At 61.7% G+C, this 19,374-nt stretch carries 18 protein-coding genes; 2 read left to right on the top strand and 16 right to left on the bottom strand.

Annotation, left to right across the window (positions count from 1 at the left end; translation table 11 throughout):
* Nucleotides 1-18 precede the first annotated feature (18 nt).
* From GGQ66_RS23250 to GGQ66_RS03715, 5 genes are all read right to left on the bottom strand, one after another.
* Nucleotides 19-1,950 carry a methyl-accepting chemotaxis protein gene (locus GGQ66_RS23250; RefSeq protein WP_183789511.1) on the bottom strand — a complete coding sequence of 644 codons (1,932 nt, stop codon included), beginning with the start codon at nt 1,948-1,950 and terminating at the stop codon, nt 19-21.
* A gap of 258 nt (nt 1,951-2,208) precedes the next feature.
* Nucleotides 2,209-3,114, bottom strand: a complete 906-nt coding sequence (locus tag GGQ66_RS03700) for an amino acid ABC transporter substrate-binding protein (protein WP_183789513.1) — start codon at nt 3,112-3,114, stop codon at nt 2,209-2,211.
* A gap of 13 nt (nt 3,115-3,127) precedes the next feature.
* Nucleotides 3,128-3,976, bottom strand: coding sequence for an amino acid ABC transporter substrate-binding protein (locus GGQ66_RS03705; RefSeq protein ID WP_237358772.1), 849 nt, complete (start codon nt 3,974-3,976; stop codon nt 3,128-3,130).
* A 103-nt stretch (nt 3,977-4,079) separates the two neighbouring features.
* Nucleotides 4,080-5,447, bottom strand: a complete 1,368-nt coding sequence (locus GGQ66_RS03710) for a sensor domain-containing diguanylate cyclase (RefSeq protein ID WP_183789517.1) — start codon at nt 5,445-5,447, stop codon at nt 4,080-4,082.
* Nucleotides 5,448-5,800: 353 nt separating this feature from the next.
* The gene (locus tag GGQ66_RS03715) at nt 5,801-6,280 is read right to left on the bottom strand and encodes an Lrp/AsnC family transcriptional regulator (RefSeq protein WP_183789660.1); all 480 of its coding nucleotides are present in this window, start codon (nt 6,278-6,280) and stop codon (nt 5,801-5,803) included.
* Nucleotides 6,281-6,406: 126 nt separating this feature from the next.
* Between GGQ66_RS03715 and GGQ66_RS03720 the strand changes: the two genes are divergently transcribed.
* Nucleotides 6,407-6,826: a DUF2000 domain-containing protein gene (locus GGQ66_RS03720; RefSeq protein ID WP_183789519.1), complete on the top strand. Its 420-nt coding sequence runs from the start codon at nt 6,407-6,409 to the stop codon at nt 6,824-6,826.
* Nucleotides 6,827-6,828: 2 nt separating this feature from the next.
* On the opposite strand, the gene dmpG is transcribed toward GGQ66_RS03720, so the two are convergent.
* The 9 genes from dmpG to GGQ66_RS03765 all read right to left on the bottom strand — a co-directional run bounded on the left by dmpG (nt 6,829) and on the right by GGQ66_RS03765 (nt 16,114).
* Nucleotides 6,829-7,857, bottom strand: a complete 1,029-nt coding sequence (gene dmpG / locus GGQ66_RS03725) for a 4-hydroxy-2-oxovalerate aldolase (RefSeq protein ID WP_183789521.1) — start codon at nt 7,855-7,857, stop codon at nt 6,829-6,831.
* Nucleotides 7,854-8,798 (bottom strand): acetaldehyde dehydrogenase (acetylating), encoded by a 945-nt coding sequence (locus GGQ66_RS03730; protein WP_183789523.1) that lies wholly within the window; start codon nt 8,796-8,798, stop codon nt 7,854-7,856. The genes dmpG and GGQ66_RS03730 overlap by 4 nt, the downstream gene beginning before the upstream one ends.
* An 18-nt stretch (nt 8,799-8,816) precedes the next feature.
* The gene (locus GGQ66_RS03735) at nt 8,817-9,521 is read right to left on the bottom strand and encodes an ABC transporter ATP-binding protein (RefSeq protein ID WP_183789525.1); all 705 of its coding nucleotides are present in this window, start codon (nt 9,519-9,521) and stop codon (nt 8,817-8,819) included.
* Complete coding sequence (locus tag GGQ66_RS03740) at nt 9,514-10,299, bottom strand: ABC transporter ATP-binding protein (RefSeq protein ID WP_183789527.1); 786 nt, start codon at nt 10,297-10,299, stop codon at nt 9,514-9,516. The genes GGQ66_RS03735 and GGQ66_RS03740 overlap by 8 nt, the downstream gene beginning before the upstream one ends.
* Nucleotides 10,296-11,291 (bottom strand): branched-chain amino acid ABC transporter permease, encoded by a 996-nt coding sequence (locus tag GGQ66_RS03745; protein ID WP_210287170.1) that lies wholly within the window; start codon nt 11,289-11,291, stop codon nt 10,296-10,298. Before GGQ66_RS03745 ends, GGQ66_RS03740 begins: the two co-directional genes overlap by 4 nt.
* Before the next feature lie 62 nt (nt 11,292-11,353).
* On the bottom strand, nt 11,354-12,220 hold the full coding sequence (locus tag GGQ66_RS03750) for a branched-chain amino acid ABC transporter permease (protein ID WP_183789531.1): 867 nt from the start codon (nt 12,218-12,220) through the stop codon (nt 11,354-11,356).
* Nucleotides 12,221-12,283: 63 nt separating this feature from the next.
* Nucleotides 12,284-13,462, bottom strand: a complete 1,179-nt coding sequence (locus GGQ66_RS03755) for an ABC transporter substrate-binding protein (protein ID WP_183789533.1) — start codon at nt 13,460-13,462, stop codon at nt 12,284-12,286.
* A 66-nt stretch (nt 13,463-13,528) separates the two neighbouring features.
* Nucleotides 13,529-14,326 (bottom strand): 2-keto-4-pentenoate hydratase, encoded by a 798-nt coding sequence (gene mhpD / locus GGQ66_RS03760; RefSeq protein WP_183789535.1) that lies wholly within the window; start codon nt 14,324-14,326, stop codon nt 13,529-13,531.
* Between the two features lie 60 nt (nt 14,327-14,386).
* Nucleotides 14,387-16,114 carry a bifunctional 3-(3-hydroxy-phenyl)propionate/3-hydroxycinnamic acid hydroxylase gene (locus tag GGQ66_RS03765; protein ID WP_183789537.1) on the bottom strand — a complete coding sequence of 576 codons (1,728 nt, stop codon included), beginning with the start codon at nt 16,112-16,114 and terminating at the stop codon, nt 14,387-14,389.
* 374 nt (nt 16,115-16,488) lie between these two features.
* Between GGQ66_RS03765 and GGQ66_RS03770 the strand changes: the two genes are divergently transcribed.
* The gene (locus tag GGQ66_RS03770) at nt 16,489-17,292 is read left to right on the top strand and encodes a DNA-binding transcriptional regulator (protein WP_183789539.1); all 804 of its coding nucleotides are present in this window, start codon (nt 16,489-16,491) and stop codon (nt 17,290-17,292) included.
* Here the strand turns inward: GGQ66_RS03770 and GGQ66_RS03775 are convergent.
* Both GGQ66_RS03775 and GGQ66_RS03780 read right to left on the bottom strand, forming a co-directional pair.
* Nucleotides 17,268-17,555, bottom strand: coding sequence for an ArsR/SmtB family transcription factor (locus GGQ66_RS03775; protein ID WP_210287171.1), 288 nt, complete (start codon nt 17,553-17,555; stop codon nt 17,268-17,270). The two genes, GGQ66_RS03770 and GGQ66_RS03775, sit on opposite strands and share 25 nt — an antisense overlap.
* 362 nt (nt 17,556-17,917) lie before the next feature.
* Complete coding sequence (locus tag GGQ66_RS03780) at nt 17,918-18,949, bottom strand: VOC family protein (RefSeq protein ID WP_183789543.1); 1,032 nt, start codon at nt 18,947-18,949, stop codon at nt 17,918-17,920.
* Nucleotides 18,950-19,374 lie beyond the last annotated feature (425 nt).

Consider the following 19,374-nt stretch of genomic DNA (forward strand, 5'->3'; position numbering starts at 1 on the left):
ACGCGCCTCCCTCCCGTCTCAAAAGTCCTCCCAACCCTCATGCTTCAGCGCGGCCGAACCTTGCGAAGCGAAACTGGACTTCAGTTGCGAGGTCATGCGCTGGACCGGATTGGCGGCGCGCGTAACAGGCGCTTCACGAACCGGCTCGTGGCGGGTGCTTTCACCACCGGTCCGGAAGGCGGCAATCATCCGGCTCAGCGATTCCGCCTCGCGGTTAAGGCCGTGGCTGGCGGCGGTTGACTGCTCGACCATCGCGGCATTCTGCTGGGTGTTCTGGTCGATGAGGTTGACGGCGGTGTTGATCTCGGCAAGCCCGGTTGCCTGCTCGCGGCTGGTGCCGGCGATCTGGGCAACGAGACCGTTGATTTCCTGCACTTCGGACACGATACCATCGAGCGAGACGCCCGTGTCGCCCACCAGCGAGACACCAAGCTCCACCTTCTCCGAAGACTGGCGGATCAGCGCCTTGATCTCCTTGGCGGCCGCCGCCGATCGCTGGGCAAGTTCTCGCACTTCGGTGGCGACAACGGCGAAGCCCTTGCCGGCCTCGCCAGCCCGGGCGGCCTCGACACCGGCATTCAGCGCCAGCAGGTTCGTCTGGAAGGCGATCTCGTCGATCACGCCAATGATATTGGAGATTTCGTTGGACGACCGTTCGATCTCGCTCATGGCTTCCACGGCACGGCGCACCACGGTACCGGATTGCTCGGCATTGGCCTTGGCACGGGCCACGAGCCTGCCGGCATCCTGCGCCTTGTCGTTAGAGTCCTTTACTGTCGTGGTAATCTCTTCGAGCGCCGCCGCGGTTTCCTCGACAGAGGCTGCCTGTTGCTCGGTCCGCTTGGACAGGTCGTTGGCCGCAGCCTGGATTTCACGCGAGCCGGCGTTGATTGCCACGACAGCATCACGAATGCCCACGACGGTATCGCGCAGTTTCCCGGTTGTCGCGTTGAAGTCGATACGCAGTTTCTCCAGCTTTTCGGCGAAAGGCGTATTGATGGATTGGGTCAGATCACCTGCGGCCAGTGAGGCAAGCCCTTGTGCCAGCGCATCGACGGCGAAACGCACTTCTGCATCCGCTTTGGCCTTTTCCTGCTCGCGGGCCAGACGGTCGCGTTCCGTGGCCGAACGCCCCATTTCCGCTTCCGCCTCCAGACGGCGGTTCTCGATGGCCGCCTCGCGGAAGACATTCAGGGCCTTGGCCACCGTGCCGACCTCATCGCCCCGCTCGACGCCATCAATCGGCGTGTTCGTATCGCCGGCAGCGAGGGAGCGCATGCGCTCCGTCACACGGTTCAACGGGCGGCTGATGCCGTAGGTCGTGAACATGAAGGAAACAACAAGCGACAGGATCGTCAGGCTCCCGGCAGAAGCCGCCAGCCAGAAGATGTTGCTTTCGGTGGTAGCCTTCATATCGTTCGAATTCTTGAACACGCTTTCACGGATCGCAACCGCCATAGCACGCATGTCATCGGCGAGCGGCACCAGTTTCACATCCGTCCGGGCGAGAAGCGCTTTTGCTTCATCGTTCCTGTTCTGGCTTCCAGCCTCGACCGCCTTGCCAAAATCATCGCGAATGGACTGGAAGGTTTTCATGAAGCCGTCGATCTTCGCCTTGTCCAGCCTGTCGGTTTGCGGGATCTGCTTGAGCCGCTCCTCGAAGGTCGCAATGCTGTTCCTGAAGGATTCCATGGCTTTGGTGTTTTCCGGCGTGCCGGCATCATAGACAAGCGTCTGATATGCACTGTAGCCCATGTTCTGAAGATAGAGTGTCGCCCCCGTCAGGCTGAGCGATGCCGATACGTCTTCATCGATGAAGTGCTCATAATCGGCACTCATCTTCTGCATCGTGACATAAACAAACCCGGTGCCTGCAACCATCATGGCCGCCATGGTCGTGACGACCATGAGAAATTTCATGCGAATGGAAATATTGGACAAGGTGCCCATGATTGATAACCCGGCAGCAAGAGATGACTTTTCACGCTGTCGATTTTGTGGGTCAAAAATTAAGAGAATGTAAAAAAACAAGTATTGTTTGAATGTAACGCTGGAATAAAAAAGAACAAATAGAGTTTGTCAAGTTGCTGTCAGGAATGTAAACCCTGAATGGCATCATCACAACCTGTGGGACTGGTGATTCCGGTATGTTTAAGCAATGCAAGAGATACGCCTTCTCCTCCTGAGCGCGCCGGAGACACGCGTGGCCTAGCGGAATGATGCGAAATACGCGGACAGTTGCGGCCCCATTGGCACATCGAGCCGAAGATTGAGGCCGGGCAGCGCCGCACGGAACCAGCGGTCGTAAATCTGCCCCATGTCGGGCGAGGCATAGATGCGCCGGAGCGCGGCATTGACCGCATCGTGAAAGGCGGTATCGTTGCGACGCATCATGAAGCCATAGGGCAGCACGTCGGAGACGGGTTCGCTGGAGATTTGGTAGGCTTCCGGCCTGCCGGTGGCCTTGACCATGACTTCCAACAGGATGTCATCCATGGCAAAGGCCGAGGCCCGGCCGGACGTCACCAGATCGAAGGCGTCGCTGATTGTCTCCGCGGTCACGACAGACGCCTGCAGCCGCCTGTCACGGTTCAGCTTGCCCACCTGACCGATATTGACCGTTCCCAACGCCACCGCAAGGCTGCGCCCCTTGAGAGCATCGATGGTGTGCAGGTCGTTTTTCGCCAGCGCCACGAAACGCGTGGTCGTGAAGAAATGGCCGAGCGCAAAGGCGGCGCTGCGGCGGCGCTCCTGCGTGTTGGTGCTGGCCTCGCATTCGAGATCGTACTGCCCTTCGTTCAGCAAAGGAACGCGATCAATTGCCGTGCGGCGCACATAGACGATTTCCAGGCGCTCCAACCCGAGCTGTCGCTTCAGATCATCGGCGACCCGCAGGCAGATATCGATAGAGTACCCGGTCACGGTGCCATCGGGCGTGCGATAGGAAAAGGGCGGGGTCTGGCCGTAACCGATCCTGAGCGTGCCTTCGCGCCGGATGCGCTCCAGCGTGCTGGCCGGCGCCTGCGCGAGGGCAGGCCCAAGCTGTGCAACCAGCACCACAAGGGTGATAAACAGCCCGAGGGCACATTGACGCCCGGTTACGCTCCTCGGCATACCAGCCCCTCCCTTACTGCTCGTAAAGCCGCGGCGCGGCAAAGACGGCCTTCATGTCATCCGAGAGCGGCAGCTTCATGTTGTTCCCGTCCGGCGGCATGGGCTGCGTGAACCAGCGTTCATAGAGCCTTGCAATCTCGCCATTTTCGAAAAGTTGCAGCATTTCGCGGTTGAACATGTCCTTGAACGCCAGATCGCCGGGAGGCATGGCAATGCCATACGGTTCCGGCGGGCTGAGCGCTTCACGGGAAATCACATACTCACTGGGATCCGGCGAGGATGCCACCAGCCCCGCCAGCAGGATATCGTCCATGACGAAGGCCGAAGCCCGGCCTGTGCTGACCAGATCGAAGGCTTCCTGATGGCTGCGGCTGAGCAGAACGGAAATGTTCAGCTTTTCCTTGCGGTTCAGTGCGTTGAGCTGTTCGACGTTCACTGTCCCTGTCGTCGTCGCGACACTGCGGCCGGCAAGGTCGACCAGCTTTGCAAGCCCGTCCTTGCGGCGGGCAACGAAACGCGTGGCGCTGACGTAATGAGGGTAGGAGAATTCGGCCAGTTTCCGCCGTTCCGCCGTGTTCGTCGTGGCTGCACATTCGACATCGATCTTGCCGGCGCCGATCATGATAAAACGCGTCGCAGGCGTCACCGGCACGAAACGCACCTCCAGTCGCGTAAGACCAAGACGCCTGCGCATCGCCTCTACGACCTCCAGACAAATTTCGACGGAATAACCGGTAACCTTGCCATCGGCGACATAGGAGAACGGCACCTCACCCTGCCGGTGACCTATGAACACCGTGCCGGTGCGGGCAATGCGGGAAAGCGTGTCCTCGGCCCATGCCGGAGCAACGGCCGAAAACATGGCGGCACACGAAAAAATAAAAGCTGCAATTCTCGTCATGCCCCAGTCACAGCTCCTCTTGCCCGGCAAGATCCCCGACCTTTCGACAATCCGTCTGCACAGATCATGCACCGACGGCAAACCCGCGCCCGCTCTCATCCAGGAGATCGTCGCTGTAGAACGCGTAGGCGCTGCGTCCTCCGCGCTTGGACGCGTAAAGTGCCATGTCCGAGCGCGTCAGAAGCGCGTGGGCCGTCTGCCCATGAACCGGGGCGCTGGCAATGCCGACGCTGGCGCCGATCTGCAGTTCCAGATTCTCGATCGCAAAGGGCGTGCACAGCGCCTCGACGATACGGGTCGCCAGACGGCGCGCTTCCTTTTCGGCATCCTGCGACACCTTCTGCAGCACGGCAAATTCATCGCCGCCCAGCCGCACGGCAATATCATCCGGCCCGAGCAGCAACGACAGGCGACCGGACACCGCCACCAGCAACGCATCGCCAATCGCGTGGCCATGCGTATCGTTCACCTGCTTGAAGCGATCAAGATCGAGCATCAGGAAATTGGCTTGCTGCCCCATCGACAGGGCTTCCATCGCCTTGTCCAGCGCCTTGTTGAGCCGCGCCCGGTTGGGCAGACCGGTCAGGTGGTCATGGTGAGCCATGTATTCGAACTGCAGCGTGGCCTCACGCGCCTCACGCAGATGCTCGCGCTCGACCACCGCTTCGCGCAGCGTTTCGATCGCATCGGCCAGACGCCCGATTTCGTCGTCCCGGCCCTGGAAGGGCGTCACGACGCCCGTGTCGTTGTTGGCAATGCGCGTCAACGCCTGAATCAGCACCGGCACGGGGCGGAAAAGCCGGCGCATCAGAAAGGCCACGAGTCCCGTCATCACCGCCAGCACTGCGACCAGCACGAAAAGCGACTGCCGCACCAGTTCGTCACGGGTCTTGAGCAGGTCCGCCGTCCGGCCGATGCTGGAGACGAGCAGGCCGTGCAGTTCACCCGAAAGCCCCTTCACCGGCAGCACGCTGACCATGTATTCCTCACCGCCCACCACCGCCGAACCGACGAAGAACGACGCCTTCTGCGGCGTCGGCGCGCCCTCGCCGGCAAAGACCACCGGCAGGCCGGCGGCACCGCCTTCCGAATCCGCCGTCGAGACGAACCCCTTGCCCTCGGCATCGGGCTTGAAAAGCCAGACGGCATGTTTCGTCTGCGCCGAAGCGAGCGACAGCACATCGACCGGATCGAACCCCGTGGTCAGAATGGAGGTCTCGTCGCCAATGGGCAGGTCGCTGATGACACCCACAACCTGGCCGGAGGGATCGTTTTCCACAGCCAGCGCCGTGTAAATCCCCCGCATGACGGAACTGACGGTCTGCGCATTCATCGCAGCCTCGTTGCGCCACTGTTCCCGCGAACCACGTTCCAGCATCACGAAACCGGCCCCAGCCCCCGCCGCATAGGCCAGAAAGACGCATAGAATCATGAACAGCGCCACCTTTCCCAGAAGGGAATGGCGCCAGTTCGGTCGATCGCTCGGACTCGGATTCGCGTTTTCCAACGGATGTTCATCCGCTGTATTCGCCGCCTCACTCATCATGACTTCAGCCTTGAAGGATTTTCAGGTGGAATCGCTTCACTCGCAAGCGGTGCAGTTCGGTTCGTTGCCTTTTATATCAGCCGAGAATATCGCGCCGGCCCACTTAATATAGCGTAACTATAACCAGTGGTTGCTCGTTCGTTAAGAATAAAATTTGACCCGAGTCAATTTCACGAGAAAATACGGAGTGTTTGGGAGAAATCGCTTCCAATCTGCGTCGAAGTGCGACACAGAACTCATCATCCACTAGCAAAATCAAGTGGAAAACCTCTGAACGGCTTGATCTCTTTCAGGACAAAAGTGGTTTGCATTTCCTTGATACGGGGCAAGCGCCGGATAACCGTCATGGCAAAATCTGCATATGTGTCGAGATTGGGCGAAACGACCTGCAGCAGAAAATCCGAATCACCGGCAATGGAATAGCAGGCTACAACCTCCTCGAGCTTGGCGACTTCCTCCGAAAACGCCTCCGCCTCCGCCTCGCTATGGCTGTCGATCCGCACGCGGATGAAGGCGAGGACGCCAAGGCCGATCCTGCGGCGATCGAGCGTGGCGGTATAATCGCGGATCACGCCCTCGTCTTCGAGTTGTCGGACCCGCCGCCAGCAAGGCGACGCCGAAAGACCGACCTGAGCCGACAGCGCCTGATTCGTCAGGCGCCCGTCCCGCTGCAGGGCTTCCAGAATGCGAATATCGACGGGTTCGAGCTTTTCGGACATATCCTGCCTGTAATTTTCATAAATCAGGTAAGTTCTACCAGATTTTGAAAAATAGTCGCAAGGAAAGGCAGGATCGTTCCGCGCAGGCGCGCTAATGTTTCGACGCCACCTCCACAAGGACGAACCGTGACCGAAAACATCCGCATTGCCATCATCATCAACCCCGCCCTGCCGCTCGGGCTCGTTGCAAACACTGCTGGCGCCATCGGTATCGGGCTTGGCGCAAGAATACCGGAGCTTGCTGCGCGGTCTCTGAGCGATGCGAACGACCGCACCATCGACATCAGTTCGCGCCTGCCGGTGCCAATCCTGCAGGCCGATGGAGAAACGATCCGCACAGCGCTGATAAAGGCGCTGGAAAAAAGGGGAGAGGATACCGCCATCGTGCCCTTCCCGGCCTTCGCCCGGTCGCTGCACGCCTATGCGGACTATGAGGCGACCTTTCCCGGTCGCGACCTCGCCGAAGAGGAGATCGACGGCCTCGGCATTGCCGGGCCGTCGAAGTGGGTCAAATCACTGACCAGCTCGCTGAAGCTCCTGCGTTGAGTTCAGCCTGCCTTTTTGGCAGCGAGATCGAGCGCGACATCGACGATCATGTCCTCCTGCCCGCCGACCATGCGGCGGGTGCCGAGTTCGATCAGGATTTCGCGCGCATCGACACCGTAGAGCTTCGAGGCATTCTCCGCGTGGCGCAGGAAGCTCGAATAGACACCGGCATAGCCGAGCGACAGGCTCTCACGGTCGACGCGGACCGGGCGGTCCTGCAACGGGCGCACCAGATCGTCGGCGGCGTCCATCAATCGGTAGAGATCGCAGCCCGTGTCGATCTCCATACGGTTGAGAACGGCAATCAGCGCTTCGAGCGGCGCATTGCCGGCCCCCGCCCCCATGCCCGCCAGCGAGGCATCGACGCGCACCGCCCCCGCCTCAATGCCCGCCACCGCATTGGCCACGCCGAGCGTCAGGTTATGGTGGGTGTGTACCCCGATTTCCGTCTCCGCCTTCAGCCCCTCGCGCAGAACCTTCACCCGCTCGGCATATTGCCCCGGCAGCAGCGCCCCGGCGGAATCCGTTACATAGACGCATTCCGCGCCGTAGCTCTCCATCAGCTTCGCCTGCTCCAGCAGCTTTGCCGGTTCGGCCATGTGCGACATCATCAGGAAGCCGATCGTATCCATGCCCAGCGCCTTCGCCGCCTCGATATGCTGGCGCGACACATCGGCCTCGGTGCAATGCGTGGCCACACGCACCGAACGCGCTCCGGCCTTGTAGGCTTCCTTCAGATCATGCACCGTGCCGATGCCGGGAATGAGAAGAACGGTGACGGCCGCATGCGTGCACACTTCGGCGACGGCAGAAATCCATTCGACATCGGAATGCAGGCCGAAGCCATAGTTGAAGGTCGAGCCGGCCAGACCGTCACCATGCGTCACCTCGATGGCGTCCACCTTGGCCCCGTCCAGCGCCCGCGCAATCGCCTTCACCGCCTCCAGACGGTACTGGTGGCGAATGGCGTGCATGCCGTCGCGCAACGTCACATCCTGAACATAGAGCTTGTTGGGGTTCGGGCGGGTCATTCGGCGGCCTCCTTGGCGAGAACTCTGGCGGCCCAGCGATCGGCGCTGACGAGGGCGGCAGAGGTCATGATGTCGAGATTGCCGGCATAGGCCGGAAGATAGTGGGCTGCCCCCTCTACCTCGAGGAAGATGGTGGTCTTGAGCCCCGTCGAGAGACCGATGCCCGGCACCATGACCGGGGCATTGTCGCCGATCACTTCGAACTGCACCTTCTGTTTCAGGCGATAGCCCGGCACATAGGCCTGCACGGTCTTCACCATCTCGGCAATCGAGGCTTCGATGGTCGCGGGGTCTGCCCCCTGCGAGAGCACGAACACCGTGTCGCGCATGATGAGCGGCGGTTCCGCCGGGTTGAGGATGATGATCGCCTTGCCACGCTCGGCCCCGCCCAGAAGCTCGATGGCCTTGGAGGTGGTCTCGGTGAACTCATCGATATTCGCGCGCGTGCCGGGGCCGGCAGACTTCGAGGAGATCGAGGCAACGATTTCGCCATAGATCGTGCGCTTCGAGACCCGCGCCACGGCATTCACCATGGGAATGGTCGCCTGACCGCCGCACGTCACCATGTTGACGTTGGGTTCATCGAGGTTGGCGTCGCCATTGATGGCGGGAATTGTGAAGGGACCGATGGCGGCAGGCGTGAGATCGATAACCTTCTTGCCGTCCTTCTGCAGGATATCGTTGTTCGATACATGCGCCTTGGCCGAGGTCGCATCGAACACCACCTGGATGTCCTTGTATTCCGGCAGACGCAGTAGCCCCTCGATGCCTTCATGGGTGGTGGCGACCCCCATGCGCTTCGCCCGCGCCAGACCGTCGGACTCGGGATCAATCCCCACCATCGCCCCCATTTCGATGTGACGCGATGTCCGCATCACCTTGATCATCAGGTCGGACCCGATATTTCCCGATCCGATAATCGCGCATTTCAGTTTGGTCATGACTTTTCCCTTCGAAAATCAGGCGGCAACGGCAACGAGACGACCGAGCTTCTCGCCATCGGCCAGGAGATCGGCGCTGGAGGATTCGTGAACGATACGGCCCCGGTCGAGCACCATGGCGCGGGCGGTCATCGACAGCGCCAGACGCGCATGTTGCTCCACCACGATCACCGAAAGGCCGGTGTCACGGATCAGCCGTGTCACCACGGCGGCCAGTTCCTGCACGATGATCGGCGCCAGCCCCTCCATCGGTTCATCGAGCAGAAGCAGGCGCGGATTGGTCATCAGCGCGCGGGCAATCGCCACCATCTGCTGTTCGCCGCCGGAAAGCTGGTTGCCCATATTGGTGCGGCGCTCCTTCAGGCGCGGAAACACTTCGTAGACCGCCGCCAGATCCCACGCCCCGTGCCGTCCGACCGTGGTCAGATGTTCCTCGACGGTGAGCGAGGGCCACATGGCGCGTTCCTGCGGCACCCAGCCGAGACCGGCGCGGGCGCGGGCATGTGGCGAGGCACCGGAAATATCGGCGCCGGCAAAGCGGATCGTGCCGGAATGGCGGCGCGTCAGCCCCATCAGCGTGCGCATCAGCGTCGATTTGCCGACACCGTTGCGACCGAGAAGCGCGATGCTTTCGCCGGGCTTCATGGTGAAAGAGATGTTGTCGAGAACCCGCGCCAGGCCATAGCCGGCGCACAGCCCCTCGACCGTCAACAGGTCAGTCATGGCCGCCCTCCCCGAGATAGACTTCGCGCACGCGCGGATCGCTCATGATCTCGTCGGGGGCGCCCTCCGTCAGCACCTTGCCGCCGACCAGAACCGTGATGCGCTGCGAAAAACGCCGCACCAGTTCCATGTCGTGCTCGATGAAGAGGATAGAGACATCGGAGGGCAGCCGGGCGATGACGGAGAAAACCTCCGTGCTTTCGCCCGCCGGAATGCCCGCCGCCGGCTCGTCCAGCAGCAGAATGCGCGGCCTTGTCGCAAGCGCCAGCGCAATTTCCACCAGTCGCTGCTTTCCATAAGCCAGCGTCTTCACCTCCTCGCCCGCCTGCGGTTCAAGGCCGAGATCGGTGATGAGATCGAGCGCCTCCTCGATTTCCGCTGCGTGCGCGTTGAGCGGCCGGAACCAGTGCTGCGCCATGCCCTTTCGCTCGAGAATGGCAAGCAGCACGCTTTCGAGAACCGTCAGTCCCGGAAAGAGGTTGTTGATCTGGAAGGTGCGCGCAATGCCCTTGCGCACCCGCCTTTCCTGCGCATCGGCGGTCACATCCTCGCCACCGAGAAAGACCCGGCCCGAAGAGGGCGGCAGAACGCCGGTCAGCATGTTGATGAAGGTGGTCTTGCCCGCACCGTTCGGACCGATGATGGCGTGCCGCGCGCCGACAGGAAGCTGGAAATTGATATCGCTGTTGGCGACGAACGAACCCCAGACCTTGGTCAACCCTTCGGTGGAGAGTGCGATATTGGCGTCGGGCGAGAGAATGCTGGTATCGGTTCTCACTGAGCCGCCCTCCCGAACCGCGCCTTCAGCGAAGGCACGAGGTTAAACAGGGCGCCGACAATGCCGCCGCGGGCAAAGAGCACGACCGCCATCAGCAGCAGGCCCATCCAGAACTCCCAGTAAACCGGGTCGATATCGGCGAGATAATCATGCGCGATCATGAAGATCGCCGTTCCGGCCAGCGCGCCGTAAAGACGGCCCGTACCGCCCAGCACCAGCATGACCAGGAACTCCGCCGCACGCGGCACCGAAAGCGAGTCGATCCCGACGAACTGCGTGGTCTGGGCCAGAAGCCCGCCCGCGATACCCGCCACGCCGGCGGAAATCGTGAAGGCGATGCGCAACCGGCTGTTCACCGAAGCGCCGAGCGCCGGCATGCGGTTGACACCCTCGCGGATGGCCCTGAGCGACAGGCCGAAGGGCGAGGACACGACGAAGCGCAGAAAGATGAAGACGACGAGCGAGACGCCGTAGACATACCACCAGGCGGTCTTGCCGTAGAGATCGAAGGCGAAGACACCGAAGATCGGCGAAACTTCGAAGCCCGACAGTCCGTCCATGCCGCCGGTGATGGAGGACAGGCGGTTGGCCAGTTCATAGACGACGAGACCGATGCCGAGTGTCACCATCAGCCGCGTCAGGTCCTTGCCGCGCACCACGAGGAAGCTCGCGAAGAAGCCGATCATGAGCGATGCCGCCCCGGCCAGCAGAAGACCGGTCAGCGGTTCGCGCCAGCCATTCGCGGCCAGAAGCCCCGCCGCGTAGGCGCCGATGCCGAAGAAGGCGGCGTGGCCGAGCGACACGATCCCGGCATAGCCGAGCACCAGATCGAGCGCGAGCACGGCGACCGCATAGGTCATGATCGACACACCGAGCGCCAGATTGTCGGGAAAGACGAAGTAAGCGACCGCCGGCAGGAGCCAGACCACGGCCTCGAACAGGCGCGGGCGTGGGCTGGCCAGCCGGTCGACGGCGACCGAGCGATGGTTCATGCGGGAACTCCCGGAACGAGAAGCAAGCGGGCGGGACGAATGGGGAAGACCGGAGACGATGGTCATGCGCGCTTTCCTCCGAGGCCCGAGGGAAAGGCGAGCAGCAGCACGATCATCAACACGTAGATGATGAAGGCACCGGCTTCCGGCACGTAATATTTGCCGGCAACGTCGAAGATGCCGAGGATCATGGCGGCAATGAGCGGCCCGCGAATGGTGCCGGCCCCGCCGACCACGACGACGAGCAGGAAATAGACCATGTATTTCAGCGGAAAGCCGGGATCGAGGCCAAGCACTTCGATACCGAGCGCGCCCCCGAGACCGGCAAGGCCGGTGCCCAGCGCAAAGCACAGGCTGAAGATCAGCCCGACATTGATGCCGAGGCCGGCGGCGGCATCCTGATTGTCGACGGCGGCGCGAACCTGCGCACCGAAGCGGGTCTTCGAGAGCGTGAGATGCAGCGCAACCGTGAGTGCCGCGACAACGGCAATCAGGAGCAGGCGATATTTGCCCAGATCGACACCGGCAACCCGCGTCTGGCCCTGCAGGAAATCGGGCATGGCGCTCATCTGCTGGCTGGCGCCGAAGAAGTAATGCGCTGCGGCAATGGAGGAAAAGACGAAACCGACGGTGAACAGCACCTGATCGAGATGCGTGGCCTTGTAGAGCCGCTGGAACAGCAGCCGTTCGGCGACGAGGCCGAGCAGCGCCGAGCCCAGAAAGGCAAAGGGCAGCGTCAGCAGAAAGGACATGCCCAGCTTCTGGCCGAGATAGACGCTGACATAGCCGCCGGCCATGGCAAAGGCGCCGTGGGCGAGGTTGATGAAGTTCATCAGGCCCATCGTGATCGACAGGCCGACACCGACGAGGAACAGCAGGCTTCCGTAAGCCAGTCCGTCGAAGAGAATGCCGATGATGTTGCTTGTCATGCTGACCTCCGGAAATGGCGGACGGGACGGCGCAGATCGCCGCCCCGGTTCGTTCGGCGTGCCTTACTTCGCGGCGGCGCTATCGCGGCTTTCCGGGAATTCGTGGAACTCCACATTGGCGAACCTGCCATCGACCTTCTCGACCTTGCGGACATAGATCGTCTGCACGATGTCGCGGTTCTTCGCGTCGATCTCGATCGGGCCACGCGGGCTTTCGATCTTCTCGCCCTTCAGGGCTTCGGTAATGACCGGGCCGGAGGCGTCGCCCTTGGTCTTTTCCAGACCGTGATAAAGCACGGCCATGCCATCATAGGCGGACACGGACAGGAAGTTCGGCCACTTCTCGTTCGGGTAGTCGGCAAGATAGGCCTTCACGAAGGCTTCGTTCTTGGCCGACTTGTGGGCCATGGAATAATGCCCGGTCGTGACGACACCCAGACCGGCATCGCCCGTCTGGGTAATCGTCAGTTCGTCGGTGAGATCGCCCGTGCCGAGCATGACGATACCCTCGGCCGCCAGACCGCGCTGGTTGAACTCCTTGATGAAGTTGATGGCGGCTTCCCCCGGCGGCAGCCAGGCGAACACGGCATTCGGCTTGGCATCCTTGATGCGCTGCACGAAGGGTGCGAAATCCGGGTTCTGGGCGGGAACGCGCAGCGATCCCGCCACCTCGCCGCCGGTGGACTTGAGGCCACGAATGAAGGCAGCTTCGGCGTCGTGACCGGCGGTGATGTCGGCAACCACGGTATAGATCGTCTTGAAGCCCTGCTCGCCGGCATAACGACCCGCCGGTTCGGTGATCTGCGGCAGCGTCTGACCGATGCGGATCATGTAGGGGCTGGCCTCCGTGATGCCGGAGGACGAGGCATTCATGACGATCATCGCCTTTTCCGCTTCCTTCGCCATCGGCGCGGCGGCAAGGGCAGACGCCGTGAAGGTGAAGCCGGCGAGAATATCGACCTTGTCACGCACGATCAGATCCTGAACCGCGCGGCGGGCGCGGTCGGGCGCAATGCCGCCATCGTCCTTGATGACGAGTTCGATCTTCTTGCCCGCGACGGTATCGCCATGTTCCTTCATGAACAGCTTGATGCCGTTCTGCATCTGCTGGCCATATTGGCTGAACGGGCCGGACATCGGCAGAACCAGACCGACCTTGATCGTGTCGGCGGCAAAGGCGGGGTGGGTTACTGCGAATGCGACCGTTGCGGCCGCGCCCAGCAGAAATTGACGTCTGATCATCTCAAATCTCCTCCTCTTTGATGGTGATCTTTTCTTTGGCGGGTATTGGGTGAAGAAAGGCTCTCCTCAACCTTCCTGTTTTCCGAAAAGGGCGCGCACCGCGCCGAGCCCTTCGATGCGGGCCTCGAACCGGTCGCCGGCAACCACCGGAACCATCGGGCCGAGCGCGCCGGTCAGAATGAGATCGCCGGCCTTGAGCGGCGTGCCGAAGCCCGCCATCTTGCGGGCAAGCCACAGCGCGGCATTGATCGGATGACCGAGGCAGGCAGCGCCCGAGCCTTTCGAGACGATCTCCTCGCCACGCAGCATGGTCATCGGCAGAAGTTTCAGGTCGAGCCCGGTGAGCGGCACGGGCACACCGCCAAGCACGACGAGGCTGGATGAGGCATTATCGGCCACCGTATCGTTGAAGCGGATATCCCAACCGGCAATGCGGCTGCCCACCACCTCGATGGCCGGCAGGGCAAAATCGACCGCCTGGATGAGTTCGCTCAACGTTACATCCGCGTGGGACAGATCGGCCTTCAGCACCAGCGCCACTTCAGCTTCCGCCTTCGGCTGCAACAGCCGGGCAAAGGGAATTTCCTCATCATCGCCATAGATCGTATCGGCGAAGATCGTGCCGAAATCGGGCTGGTCGACACCGAGCTGCGCCTGCACCGCCTTGGCGGTGAGGCCGATCTTGCGACCAACGACGCGGCGACCCTTCGCCACCTGATGCTCGACATTGAGGCGCTGCACGGCATAGGCCGTCTCGCCGCCATCGTCGGGCATGCGGGTGCGGATCGGTGCGATCGCGATGCCGCTCTCCTCGGCCTGACGGAGTTCGGCGGCAAGCGTTGCAACGAGATTTGTATCGACCATATCCTGCTCCTTCGGGGGCGACCTTGGTGATGGCCACACCCCTTCATTTTCACGAGTGCGTTATTCGGCGGCGACGGCGGTGCCCTGCGTTTCCGCCTGGGCTGGCTTGGCCGTGTAGGCCATGACGTGGGCGAGTGCGCGCGACACATCCGTGACCCTGAGCGGCGAGGACGTGGCGGCAACCACGCGGTCGGGCCGCAGGAAGACCACCGATTCCGGCCAGTTGCCGAACCAGTCCTTGAGCCGCCCCTGCGTATCGCCGATCTCGACGACGCCTGTCAGCGGATCGGTTCTGAAGCCGAGCGCCTCGTCCGGGCGGCTGCCAAGCTGCACATCCGGCTTGACGCTGATGAAGACGGCGCCGAGCGAACGCCACATGGCGACCTGATCGGGCTCCATATACTGGATCGGATTGCTGCCCCATGCGATGATCGCGAAGTTCGGACCGATCACCTCGTCCATCCGCACCACCTCGCCGGTCGCCCTGCGCACGCGCGGCTGGATGAAGAGACGCCCCACCGGGCTCGTCTTCGGATCGCCGGCATGGCTCGGCACGACAACGCCTTCGGTAAAGCGCGGCATCGGCTTGAAGCGCATTTCCAGAAGGTAGCGCTTCACCGACGGCACGAGGTTCAGCACTCGGGTGACGGCATCGCGAACCGTGTTGAGGAAGGGATAGGGCGGGTTGAACACTTTGCCGACCATGACCGAGAGGTCGATCATCTTGCGGGCGTGGTCGCGGCGTTCGCTCTGGTAGGTATCGAGCAGGCCGGGACCAAGCTGGCCCTTGACCACCATGGCCAGTTTCCAGCCGAGATTGGCGGCATCACGAATGCCGGAATTATAGCCCTGCCCCTGCCAGACCGGCATGATATGCGCGGCATCTCCTGCGAGAAGCACACGGCCGACGCGGAAACGGCTGGCAAGGCGCGCATTGTGATTATAAACGCGCTGACGGATGAGCTTGGCTTCCTCCGGCTTCTCGATGACCTTGGAAAGAAGGGCGCGCATGACCTCCGGGCGGCTGAAATGCTCTTCGGTCTCGTCCTTCATCACCATGAATTCGAAGCGGCGCACGCCGTGCGGCAGGGCGGCGGAGACATAAGGCCGCTTTGGATCGCAGACGAGATAGAGGTTCGGCGTGCTGATCGGATCGTTTTCGACATCGATGACGATCCACTGGTTCGCAGCCGTCGCGCCCTCGAAGGCAAGGCCGAGGGATTCACGCACCGGGCTGCGTCCGCCATCCGCGCCCACCACATAATCCGCCTCGACGGTGTAGTGCCCGTCCGGTCCCTCCAGTGTGGCCAGTACGCGCTCGCCATTCTGCTCCTGCGTCACGAAACGCGTGGCGAAGCGGATCTCCACATGCGGGAAGCGCGACAGGCCTTCATAGAGAATCCGGTCGGCCTGCGGCTGAATGAAGGCGTTGCGGCGCGACCAGCCGAATTCATCCGTGCGCGGCTCGATGGAGGCCCAGCAACGGCCCGAAGCGGTGAGGAAGCGCATCCAGTGCAGCGGCGTGGTGTGCGGCTCGATCTTGTCGGCCAGACCGACGCCCTGCATCGTGCGCATGGCCTCGTCATCGATACCGATGGCACGCGGATAATCGATCAACTGCGGCAGGCTTTCGATGATGAGTGTCCTGACACCGTAGCCGCCGAGATAATTGGCCAGCGTCAGGCCAACCGGGCCCGCGCCGACAATCAGAACTTCCGTCTTAAACGCCGGTTTGGCGGCGGTTTCAATCGCGGTTGCGGGCGCGTTTACGGGCGAACTTGCGGACATGGACTCAATCCTGAAATCTTCTGGCCCCGAAATCCGGGCAATGGAAAACACCTGCCGCACAGACACGAACCGGCGATACCGCAGGCCGATGCCTTGCGGAAAAGGGTCGATACCCGGCAGGACGGAACAGATGCGGCTCGGCAGAACCGCACGCATCAGCGCTCGGGCTCCAGGCCACGGCGCGCGACGACAGATGCAAACGGTGGCGCTAGGCCCGGTAAAGGTCTACGATCATTGGGAACTCCTCCTCGGCAAATCCTGAAGGCGGTCTCCTTCCGCTTCAGAATGAAAAACAGCTAGCAGCACCATTGCCAAAGTGACAATGGTCATGTCAGTTCTGTGCACTCAGTGCACCACCGGGAACAAAGAGCGCAATGACGACCAAAGACGAATCCCCCTACAAGATGGTGCAGGGTCTTTCCCGCGGTCTGGCCGTGCTGAAGGCACTGAACCAGGCCGAGGGTGGCTGGGCGACGATCCGCGAACTGGCCGAAGCGACGGGACTGCACCGCACCACCGTGCGCCGCCTGCTGGAAACCCTGCAGAAGGAGGGAATTCTCCGCCGCTCGGCATCGGATGACAGCTATCGCCTGACGCATGACGTGCGTGCGCTCAGCGACGGTTTCCGCGAGGAGGAATGGATTTCCGAAGCCGCCTCGCCTGTTCTGGGCGAGCTTCTGCTCAAGGTCGTCTGGCCATCGGATTTTGCCACGCTGGACGGATTGTCCATGCGCGTGCGCGAAACGACGCACCGTTTCTCACCCCTTTCGTTCCATAAGGTCACCGTTCGCCGCCGCCTGCCGCTCGCCACCACGGCGGCAGGCCGCGCCTATCTCGCCTTCTGCGATGAAGAAGAAAGAAACGACCTGATCGCGCAACTCGGCGCCCAGCCGGGCTCACCCTTTTCCGGAACGGGGCCGGGGCGTGATGCGCTGCTGGCACTGCTTGCCCAGCACCGCGAGGCCGGGCACGCCTATAACAACGGCGAGTGGCAGACGGAGCAGAAGATCCTGGCGCTGGCCGTGCCGGTCTTCCATGCCGGCAAGGTGGCGGGATGTATCAACATCGTGATGCTGCGTTCGGCGATCACGCTGACAGAGGCACGCAAGAAATACCTCGCGTCCCTTCATGCCGCCGCCCGCAAGATCGAGGATTATCTCGCCACGTCGCGGGAATGAGGCACCAAGCCGATGACGATCTCGTCGAGCGCAATATAGACAGCCTCGGCGCGGGTTGTATCGGCGGAATAATAGATCATCTGGCCATCGCGACGTGTCGTGACCAGCCCGGCCTCCCGCAGTCTGCGCAAATGCTGGGAGATCGCCGAAGCGGAGGCGCCAAGCGTCTCGGCAAGATAACCGGATGAGGCCTCGTTGGCGAAAAGAATGCCCATCACCCTGAGCCGTTGCGCATTGGCCAGCGCTTCCAGAACAATCGTCACATCATCGATCTGCCCTGGAAACCGGCAGGTTTCCCCATGCCCAGTGCCAGCAACGCATGCCCGATCCATTCCGATTGCTACCCCCATAATTTTAGGGGAAAGGAACACAGCTTGGCGAATCCGTCAAATGCGAAATTTGCTGATTTCGCAACGGGATTTGTGAAGGGGAATTCACACATGACGGGTGCACGATATGAAAAGCGCGAATTTTCAAGCACCGCGGCGACGGTTCAATCGCGAGGCGGGCATTTGAAGCATATGCAACCGTTCGACCGGACCGCATGCATATCGCAAATATGATACAAATTGCGCTGTAAACTGAAAAAAGGGGTCGGTTGCCCGCCCCCTCTTGCGTTCTGTTCTCACTCGGCAGCCTTCGGGAAACCTGCCCCGAAATGCAGGCCCGCAGAACCCGTCGTGTCGCGGCCTCGGCTGCCCGGCCTCGTGTCGATCGGATCCCCGTACCAGGTCAGGCCTTCCGGGAAATCTTCCTTCTTCCATTCGATGGCTTCCCAGTCCGGATCGAAGATCAGGTAGCCGCCGGCATAGATTTCGACGCGGTGGTCGGAACCTGGGTCATGAACGTAGAGATACATCGCCTGGCCGATGCCGTGCTTGCCGGGACCGACGCCGTAGGACACATCCAGATCGCGCAGCGTATCGGCCGCCGTCAGAACATCGGAGAAGTCCTGCATGTTGAAGGCGACGTGGTGAAGCTGCGCCTTCTTTTCCAGGCGGTTGGCGACGATGGCGAGGTCGTGCACCTGCGGGGTCACCGACATCCACGACGCCATGATGGTCTTCGGGCTGTCCGGCAGATAGGCAAATTCGCGGCGCTTGAAACCGAGATTGTCGCGTACCCACTGTTCTGCCTGATTGATGGTGGACGGCGAGGTCTGGATGTTGAAGTGGTCGATGCGACGCACGCCAAGGCCGCGACGCTTCGACGAGTTCGACGGCAGGCGCGAGCGCATGGCCTCTGGCGCCAACGGCTTTTCAATGTCGTAGTAAAGCTCGAACGGGTGATCACCGCCCGGCAGCAGGAAGCGGATCGCCGTGCCGCGACCGGCTTCGGTTCCGGCCGGAATTTCCAGCACGTCCATGTCCTGCTTCTTCAGTTCTTCGTAGAACAGTTCCACATCCTGTGGACGCTTGACGCGGAAGGAATAGGAATTGACGACGGCCTCGTCCTGCTCGGTCAGAACCAGCGAGTGGTGGCCAAGTTCCTGATAGCAACGCAGGTAGGAGACGTTGCCACGGCGCTCCACCTCTTCCATGCCGAGCGTGTCGCGGAAGAAGAACAGGGATTTTTCGAGATCCTTCGTTCCAAGATTGATGGTGCCGCACTGGGCAATCTGCGGCCCCGGATCGTAGCGGTCGGATAGTTTGGACATTCGGTCTCCTCCGAAAGCGAGTGAAACTGGAGGCCGTGTTGAAAGACGCGTGAAACCCGGCCCGCCGAACGGATATCCGGCTGGTTGATGGCAGGGCGACAGCGACGTGCAAGCGCAGGCCTCTGGCGGTTTTCTCAAGATGAAGCGGAACCCTAACCAGCGCATCAGGCTGGCCTCCCGGGGCACCGCATGGGCCAAGAGGTAACAAACCCGATCCCGATCTTACAATGCGCAACTCCACCCCGTGCACTGAGTGAACAAGCGACGGCAGCGACACAGCCCCGGGGCTGGTAAAATCCGGTCTCAGCGACCAATTGGTGCACTTTGTGCACACAACGGCGCGCGCGATTGCGCGGGAACCTCTTCCATTGCTAGCAATCGTCAAGCGCGACCAGCAACGGTCACGCGGGTTGAGAGGGGAGGCT

This window comes from Allorhizobium borbori, assembly GCF_014196535.1.
Taxonomy (GTDB): domain Bacteria; phylum Pseudomonadota; class Alphaproteobacteria; order Rhizobiales; family Rhizobiaceae; genus Ectorhizobium; species Ectorhizobium borbori.